Source organism: Moorena sp. SIO2C4, assembly GCF_010672485.1.
Lineage (GTDB): Bacteria > Cyanobacteriota > Cyanobacteriia > Cyanobacteriales > Coleofasciculaceae > Moorena > Moorena producens.
Genome location: NZ_JAAHGN010000209.1, coordinates 1 through 8,725 on the forward strand (window position 1 = coordinate 1; position 8,725 = coordinate 8,725).

General features: G+C 41.4%; 10 protein-coding genes. 3 read left to right on the forward strand and 7 right to left on the reverse strand.

What is annotated here, in order from left to right; translation table 11 throughout:
- The first annotated feature begins 155 nt into the window (after nucleotides 1–155).
- Both F6K20_RS13425 and F6K20_RS40640 read left to right on the forward strand, forming a co-directional pair.
- Complete coding sequence (locus F6K20_RS13425) at nucleotides 156–893, forward strand: PhnE/PtxC family ABC transporter permease (RefSeq protein ID WP_287294975.1); 738 nt, start codon at nucleotides 156–158, stop codon at nucleotides 891–893.
- 336 nt (nucleotides 894–1,229) lie between these two features.
- Nucleotides 1,230–1,379 (forward strand): QAALIT motif small membrane protein, encoded by a 150-nt coding sequence (locus F6K20_RS40640; RefSeq protein WP_287256278.1) that lies wholly within the window; start codon nucleotides 1,230–1,232, stop codon nucleotides 1,377–1,379.
- Between the two features lie 55 nt (nucleotides 1,380–1,434).
- Here F6K20_RS40640 and F6K20_RS13430 read toward each other — a convergent pair whose 3' ends face one another.
- The 7 genes from F6K20_RS13430 to F6K20_RS13460 all read right to left on the reverse strand — a co-directional run bounded on the left by F6K20_RS13430 (nucleotide 1,435) and on the right by F6K20_RS13460 (nucleotide 7,457).
- A complete protein-coding gene (locus tag F6K20_RS13430) occupies nucleotides 1,435–2,355 on the reverse strand; it encodes an Npun_R2821/Npun_R2822 family protein (protein ID WP_008184340.1) in 921 nt (306 codons plus the stop codon).
- Between the two features lie 10 nt (nucleotides 2,356–2,365).
- Nucleotides 2,366–3,373, reverse strand: a complete 1,008-nt coding sequence (locus F6K20_RS13435) for an Npun_R2821/Npun_R2822 family protein (protein WP_008184341.1) — start codon at nucleotides 3,371–3,373, stop codon at nucleotides 2,366–2,368.
- Between the two features lie 6 nt (nucleotides 3,374–3,379).
- Nucleotides 3,380–4,369, reverse strand: a complete 990-nt coding sequence (locus F6K20_RS13440; protein ID WP_008184342.1) for a glycosyltransferase family 10 domain-containing protein — start codon at nucleotides 4,367–4,369, stop codon at nucleotides 3,380–3,382.
- Nucleotides 4,370–4,507: 138 nt separating this feature from the next.
- Nucleotides 4,508–4,642, reverse strand: coding sequence for a hypothetical protein (locus F6K20_RS13445; protein WP_267872030.1), 135 nt, complete (start codon nucleotides 4,640–4,642; stop codon nucleotides 4,508–4,510).
- Between the two features lie 40 nt (nucleotides 4,643–4,682).
- A complete protein-coding gene (locus tag F6K20_RS13450) occupies nucleotides 4,683–5,588 on the reverse strand; it encodes a sulfotransferase family protein (RefSeq protein WP_287253735.1) in 906 nt (301 codons plus the stop codon).
- A gap of 446 nt (nucleotides 5,589–6,034) precedes the next feature.
- Nucleotides 6,035–6,256: a hypothetical protein gene (locus F6K20_RS13455; RefSeq protein WP_287253736.1), complete on the reverse strand. Its 222-nt coding sequence runs from the start codon at nucleotides 6,254–6,256 to the stop codon at nucleotides 6,035–6,037.
- A gap of 1 nt (nucleotide 6,257) precedes the next feature.
- On the reverse strand, nucleotides 6,258–7,457 hold the full coding sequence (locus F6K20_RS13460) for a glycosyltransferase (protein ID WP_008184352.1): 1,200 nt from the start codon (nucleotides 7,455–7,457) through the stop codon (nucleotides 6,258–6,260).
- Nucleotides 7,458–8,317: 860 nt separating this feature from the next.
- Here F6K20_RS13460 and F6K20_RS13465 point away from each other — a divergent pair.
- Entirely contained in the window at nucleotides 8,318–8,500 is a 183-nt protein-coding gene (locus F6K20_RS13465; RefSeq protein WP_071986879.1) for a replication restart DNA helicase PriA, read from the forward strand.
- Nucleotides 8,501–8,725 lie beyond the last annotated feature (225 nt).

The window sequence follows — 8,725 nt, forward strand, 5'->3', positions numbered from 1 at the left end:
GAGACATTAACGGCGCTCGTGGGATATTCCTACGAGCCTTGGTAGATACACCCTGGTTGAGAAATCAACTTGCATTAGTGAGCCAAAATTTTCCCTTGAGAGATTCTGGTAGCTAAAAAGTATCGGTGCTTTTGATTTTAGTCTGCCTTTGCTTTTTGAGCTTTTGGTATGTCAGTCCCGGACTCAGCAAGCTTTGGTCTCCCCGTACTCAGGAACTTTTGGGAGATATTGCCCAAGGGTCATTTCCACCACAAATTAATGGATTGCAATTCCCACAGTTATTGACTCTCTCCATCCAAACCCTTGCCATGTCCATACTAGGGATTGCTGGTGCTGGTATTGCTGGGATGGTGCTGTCTTTTCCAGCAGCCCATAATTTTCTGCTTCCCGGTGGATTGCTCAATCCCAATCCCAAGGGATTAACTATTGCGTCGGTACAAGGTTGGACAATACTGGTGCTAACTCGGATAGTCCTACTCTTTTGCCGAGCCATTCCCGCACCGATTTGGGCAATAGTAGCGCTATTTGTCCTGTTTCCTGGAATTTTACCCAGTGCGATCGCACTCGGATTAAACAACCTCGGTATTCTAGGCAGATTAATGACAGAAACCAATGAAAACCTGGAAAAGCCTCCTTTAGAAGCCTTGAAAGCCCAGGGAACTCCGGGAACGCTACTGTTTCTCTATGGAATACTGCCGATTAACTTGCCCCGTTTCCTAGCTTATATCCTCTATCGCTGGGAAGTCTGCATCCGGGAGACTGTCATGGTCGGATTAGTAGGAGCTGGAGGGTTAGGTCTGTTGCTGACCGAACAATTGAGTAGCTTTGACTATAGCAGTGTAGTGGTAACCAGTAACCCCAGATTTCTCACAAACTTGAGAAACCATGACTAGGACAAAGTATTTCGACACAACTATACCGATATCAAAATCCTTGATCTCCCAAATTCTTCCCCATACTTGAATTAACTTGAATTAACTTCACCGCATCACCCCATCACCCTATCACCCCATCACCCCATCTCTGAGTGAACCAACTCTCTAGCTATTTTTATTCGCACAAAAGAAACTATTTGTCGATGATTTACGTCACCTGACCTTATGACAATTGTCACAACCCCTATTACCACAGGATCACCTACGATCGAAGAAAAATTCAGGATACTGAAGATAGGGGTAACTACTTAATAACGTTACTACTAGATGACGTTGCTACTAGAGGAGTGTAAAATGTTAGAAAAACTTATCTTAGCTATAACCTTCACCTTAGTACTTTATTTATCTTCAGATTTCGGTTTAATCAGCACCGACTCAACATCTTCTGCTCCTCCGGCATCAGACCTGACAGAGGAAGTTGTGAGTCACTTACCATCAAACTGACATCTGACACTATTCCATTAATCCTTTTTGTCACCCTTTTAGGACTAAATCCGCTTTATTTTTTCAGTGATTTGTGTAATTTGTTGGTAATTTGTTCCCATAAGCTCTTCTGAGTTTTAGTCTGCAAAGACTCATCCTCTGGCATAGGTTCATTCAAATAGCGGTAATGTTTCCAGATATCCCAGTAAGGACAACCAGGCTGAATACGAATACCAGCCCAGTGTAGATATTGTAGGGGTTGATTCAAATTTGGATCAATAAGTCGTACTCCTTGGGTTTGAAATTGTTTACTACCTGCCCAATTTCCTGGAGCTCCCCCTGGTCTACGCACAATATTAAATCGGTGGTGCATCTGCTTCAATATCATATAGTTGATAATCGGCTGATCGGAGGTTTTCTGGGAAAAGTCAAAGTACTCGGGATGAGCCGCACACTCAGCAAAGGTTTCATATAAGGTTTCTTCACTAATCTTATTTTTCTTGGCTCCCCAAAACCCCCCATTAAAGATATCCTTCAGTTCCGCTTCACTAAAAATCTTATCTTCAATAACTTTAGGGGTGAAAACATTGGTGATTCCCCCGACATGCTGGTAATCACAGCAAATAAAATCATAGTCAGCCAGGTAGTTAAGATTATCAGCTATCTTCTCAAAAACAACTATATCGGTATCGATATAAATAAATTCATCAAAAGTTCCAAACCAGCAAGCCTGTTTCCGGAACTGATTCGGCCTAGCAAAAAATCCTTCCCCGAAAATTTCGTGTAGCTTAGTAGACAGGCGTTCGATAAACTCCAAATCTGGATAAATCTCTACTCCATAGGACTCTTGGAGAATTTGGACGACGTTTTGATAATTGTCATCATAGGGAATCAAAACAATTGGGGTATCGCTATCATAACAGCGGATACTATTTAGTAACGCAATAGACTGCTCAATCACCCGGTCATTAGCAGTGATGTAAATTCCACGATTCATAAAATCTGCCTCAACGAGTGAATCCTAACTTCTTGAATACTTGAGCGGTTAAACTAGGAGGCTGGTTGTAAGGTTTAGCTTTAGTGGTAAACTGAGGACGTTTCTCTGGTTGATGATAATATCGGTAATGTAAGAAAATATCCCGGTAGGGAAAGTCAATATTATCCCCAGCACACAGTTTATTGAAAACTTTTGACTTGATTCCAATGTAATGAAGATAAGTCAGCCGATTCCCATGATCATAAAGTAGATTATCCCGAACCTCAAAGTGAGGAGATGTTACCGAATTGCCTGTTCTTTGATCTTTAGGCAAACTCAGAGAAAAATTATGGATAGATAACCCAGACCTCATCCTCATGTAGTTGAGTACAGATTGGTTAGGCGCTCGCTTATAGAGAACTTCTGCTTCCCCATTAGCTAACTGAGAAACTAACCATTCTCGCTGCTTTTCAGGAAATAATCCCCGCTTAGCCCCATAAAATCCCGAACAGAAAATTTCTGAATTAATCTGGGATTCATGGAATAGTTCCAGTAACTTCGGTGAGGCTAAGTTAAAAATATGTGCTGGGTCTTTATACTGAAAGTCATAAACCACAAAATCACTCTCATCTAACTGCTTAAAGACGAAATCTAAGGAATTCATCAGCAGAGTGTCAGCATCCAGATAGATAAATTTTTCAAATGGACTCTGTGGATCAAAGGCACAGTAACGATGATTTTCACCAACCCGATAGAATTTCGTCTTCATGCCTTGTGCTTGCCATTCTTGTAAAGCGTCAGGGTGAGTTTTCCAAACACGGTAGGAAAACTCTTCCCAACGGGCAAATAGTTCTGGATTATCCAGCAAGGTGACATTATCTCGGGTGGCAATTTCTTGACGGACCTTGTCTAATTGATCATTGTAGGCAATTACACAAACTGGAGTCTCTTTCCCAGCATTAACCTCTATGCTATTGAGCAGTGCTACCAGTTGGTTGTAAACCACATCATTAGCCAATGTATAAATTCCTGTGCTCATCTAGACTTACCCCAGTTTTTCCACTACTTTAGACAAGAAGTTGAGTAAATTCAACTCATGTAAAATGATTTGACGTGCTTCTGCGATCGCATCTAGAGCGTCATGCCATGCATCCGGTGTAGCGGTCACCTCCTGAATGTAAGCTAAGCCCTTTTCATCCTCACTTGGCAGTCTCAAGAAGCTTCCTGGAGGCAATAATTTATCAGCAGCAGAACCACCATAGTATATGGGTAAACACCAGGCTAATAAAGCATCCCACAACTTTTCACTCACATACCAATCATTACCAGCATAGTTTTCAATCGCCAGGTTGTAGTAATAAGGAGCCATCGCATTCCACTTATTCCCTACTTTTCCATATCCGTTTACCCAGTCTGGCAAATCCCGTCCATACACGTCAAATTCTAGATCACTGTCCCTCAACAGCTTCAAAAACGCCAAACGCTGACGATGATTAGCCGTGCGAGCAATACCGGAGGTAATCCAACAACAGGAACGAGCTTTTTCAGGCGGTCCCATTTCATTCAATTCACGAAACGAATTGTTGTGGTATGAAATAGCAGGCATATAGTCAGGAATTGGCGCAAAATCATCAGGACCACATACATAGCCACAGTATTCCTGAGCTTGTTTATATTCATTAATTCGGATCTCTTCCCGTTCTGGAAAGGGAGGTTCTCGCACCAAAGAAATAATCCGTTCTTTCGGCACTCCCCGCAAGAGAGTCTTGAGATCTGCGACCTTAGGCTCAGCGGGCTTGTGAGCTAGCCCAAAAAAATTGCCAAATTTGGGTTTAACTGGTTTGATGTCAGAAAATTCGTTAAAGTTGTATAGCAGTAAAAAATCCGGTTGAGGTGCAGTAGCTATCATTTGAATATTTTTCCAAACCCCCAAAGGACGAGGGGTTTGTTTCCATAGCCAATCAACAGGACTGGGTTTCAGTGCCTTATAGCTACTGATCATACCGATAACTTTTTTGTCCATAGTTTTGGACATAGCTTAATTTCCTAACTCATCAATTTGAAGTTGATAATAATTTGATCAGCTTAGTTTCAGCTTAACGTAAGCATTTAGCTATCAGCTAAATGCCGTTGGCCACGCTACTTGAGGTGCTATCAGCTATCAGCTATCAGCCTATGCGCTACTTGAGGTGCTACTGTTCGCGCAGCGTGCCCGTAGCGCAATCGGTGCTTTTGAATCAAATAAGCTGACGGCTGACGGCTGACGGCTGACGGCTGACTGCTTACAGCTTAACTTACTTAACTTCATTGTCAAATTCTAATTGTAAACTTACTTGTTAACTTAATTTTCAACACTTTAGCCATTGGGACAGATCCCGACCAATCAAATCTTGAAGCTGGAGGATATCCTCGCGATAGAATTCAATCAATTGCTTCCGCACTGCTGGTGATAACTTAGGTTTACCACGATTTAAAGATCTAATCTTGTTAACTAGTTTATCCCTTAGGCTAGTAGGAAGCAATGGACTTAGAATTGATTTAACTGGGTGCGGTTGGTTCAAAAATGATTCCAACGCTTTGTTTTTGGGAAGGCGAGGAGCTTGCCTAACTTTTTCAGATATATCTGGGGTAAAGGTATCGTCTATCTCCAAAAAACCAAACATATCTTTCAGCATACCTAGAGGATTATTATTCAAATCTTCGTATAGGTAAACCTTAATCTGGCTTTTTTCAAAGGTATCATAATAACGCTTAATTTGGACATAGTAAAGTCCCTGGTGTTTATAGTGCCAGAAGGACCACCAGTTATTTTGAATGCGCTTCTCTTCTTGGTCAAGAGCCTCAGCAAAATCCGTTAGTGGTTCGCGCTCTTGCTTGAGTAAATGTAAATAGTTGGAATAGGCTCTTTCTGCTGGATCTCGAACAATTGCGATCAGTTTTGCCTTAGGAATGTAGTACTTTATGCGTTCAACAGATTTCGCAAGGTAGAGATAACTTGTAGATGCTTCACCAATAGCTACTTGATTAGTTACCTTTTTAAATAGTTGACGATAGGCGTCAATATCAGTGACAATAAAATCAGCTTCTTTTTCATCTCCCAACCCACGGAAATCTAAAGTTTCCCCTTCAAAAGCAAAAAACCTAGGTTCCTTGGAAGGACTCATGTAGATTTGCGGATGCTGCTTTAGATATCGATAAATTGAGGTAGTTCCAGCCTTAGCTGCACCTAGGATTAAAAAGTTCGGCATTGTCATGAGTCTATCTAGTTAACTGCTCCTTGATAAAGTGATCTTAGAAGGTGTTTAATCAAGTCCTTAGATTAGACATTAAATGATCAGGAGAGGGGGGCTGACCTTGTCATGTGGTCATGTCTTATTCTTTCCTATTCTTGACCTGATCTCCCCATCACCTCATCACCCGATCTCGAGGTCTCGAGATCGGCAAGTATTTCTAGTAAGCATAACCGAAATTGAGATCAGTAAGTGGGTTTTTTATACCCACTTATCAGGGGCTGGTGGGTACTCCTCTGTCAGCCGTCAGCTGTCAGCCGTCAGCTTAACATAAACCTATGCAGGCCTATGGCCACGCTACGGGAACGATAGAATTTAATTATTGAGAGATTGATGAGAATTGAAAGTCTGGTGAAAAGCCTTTGGCCATGCTAATTGAGGTGCTTTGTGGCACAAGCTTCTAGTTTTTGCTATAGGCCACAAGCGCTGTGACTTAACTCAGCATTATTCGAATGCTTACCTCTTTGATTCAAAAGCACCTCAAGTAGCACCATCCGTAGCGCATTAGCTGATAGCTGATAGCTGATAGCTGATAGCTGATAGCTGATAGCTGATAGCTGATAGCTGATAGCTGATAGCTGATAGCTGATAGCTGATAGCTGATAGCTTACTTTAACCCTAAGGGTAACCATATTAATCAGATATTATAGGATGTATAGATTCTGCTACATTGCTCATAATTTTGGCAATTCTATTTTCCCAAGAGAACTGACGCCCCCACTCAATTTGAGCGGCATAACCATTCACGTTTCTGGGATAGGTTTCTAATACCTGCTGGAGGCAACGAGTCAATTGAACTGGGTTATCTGGTTCACACCAGCCAGCAATAGCACTCGAAGATTTAAATTCCATCAACGGGGGAATTTCCGTCGCCACAATCGGAGTTCCTGAAGCCATATACTCAAAGAGCTTCAGAGGAGAGGTAAAGGTAGCCGCCTCACCAGAACAGTGAGGATGAGCCAACACATCAGCAGCTTGGAGTAAGCTGGGAAGCTGCTGGTGGGGAATATAACCTAAGAAGGTAACATTGTTAACTTGTTTTTCCCTAGCTAGCTGCTGATAAGACTGTACTTGAGATTGATTGCCACCAGCAAAGACAAATTGAATCTGTGGTAATTCTTTAGCAACATCAACTAATAAGTCTACCCCTTTGAAGCGATAGAGTCCTCCTGAATAGACCACTAACCTTTGACGGTTATCCACCAAAAGTTTTTTGCGCCATTCAGAGGCTTGTTCTGGTTGTCTTACTAAAAAAGACTGATTGAAGCCACTATGGAGTTTGATAATCTTTTCTGGGGGCATACCCCTACGAATCATATCGTCCCGAATATTATCAGCTACGGTGACTGCGACTTGAAAAAGTGGGTTTTGGACAATCGATTGATCATAGTCACTTTTTTTATAATGTTCCCGCTCATAAATGACTGGTATACCATATTTGATGGCTGTTTTCACTAAATTCCAATCCAAGGTGTGTAAGATTTGAGTATGGGTAAAAATATGAATTGGAAAATAGTAACGACAAACGATTGTGCTGGGGCTAGTCAGTTTCCCTTTCATGTGACCAATGGGCCAAGGCATAGCTAGGGGAGCCACCTTGAGCTGATCCTGAATACTGTAAAACTTGGTTAGATTTTCCGGTGGCTGTTGGAGCCGAAACGGATACAGCCAGTCTAAGGGATTCAGGGATTTCTCTGGGGGGTGAAGATAGACTAAAACAGTAGAATAACCAAGGTTAGCAGCAGCATTGGCGGAATTGACATCATGAACTAAGTGGGCAGCATTGGGTTGAGGTAAAGTATTTCTGGTAAAAAAGATATAGTGTTTATTCATTATTAGTTTAGAAGTGTTAATTGATCAGATATTCTGTTTGCCATTAATACTTAAGTAGTCTATTTCCTAAGCTCTCTACCACCATACTGCCCAAATTTTACCAAGCTATCCCCTTATAACACTCTTGCTTTTCATAAAACCATCCCGTCGGGACATCTCTAATTTCCAGCAATAGGGCTATTGCTAATGTCTGCTATTGAAGATGGGGCAACGGATTGGTTAACCCATTTAACAGATGGATCGATAATCGTCAACTACCAATGACCAATTACCCGATCCAATTACCCGTACTCGGATATGATCAGTAATCAACCGAGTACGGTATCATATCTCACATCTTTGGTCATCAAACTCGTTTTATCTACGGTAGATATTCTCAATCATTTGTATAAAAAATCACATAAAATCCTGAGGGATCAATTAGGGATCAATTAGGAGAGAAGCTTATTTTTAATAAAAATCACCTAGTCTTGGAGTGCCAATTTGGCCGAAATATTAAAACATGTAAACACTATTAATAAGTATTGTTAAATTAATTACCAAAAAAATAAGACTTAACTACAATAGTTAAGGAAAGATTAACGATTACTGCCTCCAGATTAATCAGTTGAGTGGTCAAACCTAACTAGTACAAGACGGCACAAATAAAGCTACCATTCAAAACAAACTAAAAGCTGACATCATCAGCTTTGTTAATTTTAAGGTGCGCGCCTCCTAGGGCGAGTAAATCGCCCTTGGGTCGCACCTGAAGAATTCATTTTGAATTTCGCAAAGCGGTACTAGTAGATGGTTGAACCAGGGTCGGTGCTTGTTAGAGGCAGTCATTTTTTAATAACTGACTGAATCAAACAAGGTTTAACATGCAGATAACACAGAAAGTTTACTGTCCTAATTGTGGCAGTAGTGCTCAAAGGATTTATTATCAAAACACTCACCTAACCCAGACTCAATGCCCCGTCTGTGATTATTTAATGATTAGCTGCTCTCGCACTGGCAGGGTGGTTGAGGCTTATGCCCCTGGCATCTATGCTCCTAGTGCTTAAGTAATGAGGGGGTGAGGGGGCGAACTCATAAGGGTAGGTTTTTAACAGAAGGGTTAGTAAAACGTCCCTTCTTGATGCAGCGCGGTCATGGGGGTTTCCCCCATGACCGCGCTGCATCGCTTATATTTTGTTCGCCTCCATCCTATCTAACCAACGTTTAAAACATGACCTTAAAACATGACCTTAAAACATTACTTCTAACTACTTCTAGATGCTCTAAGTTGT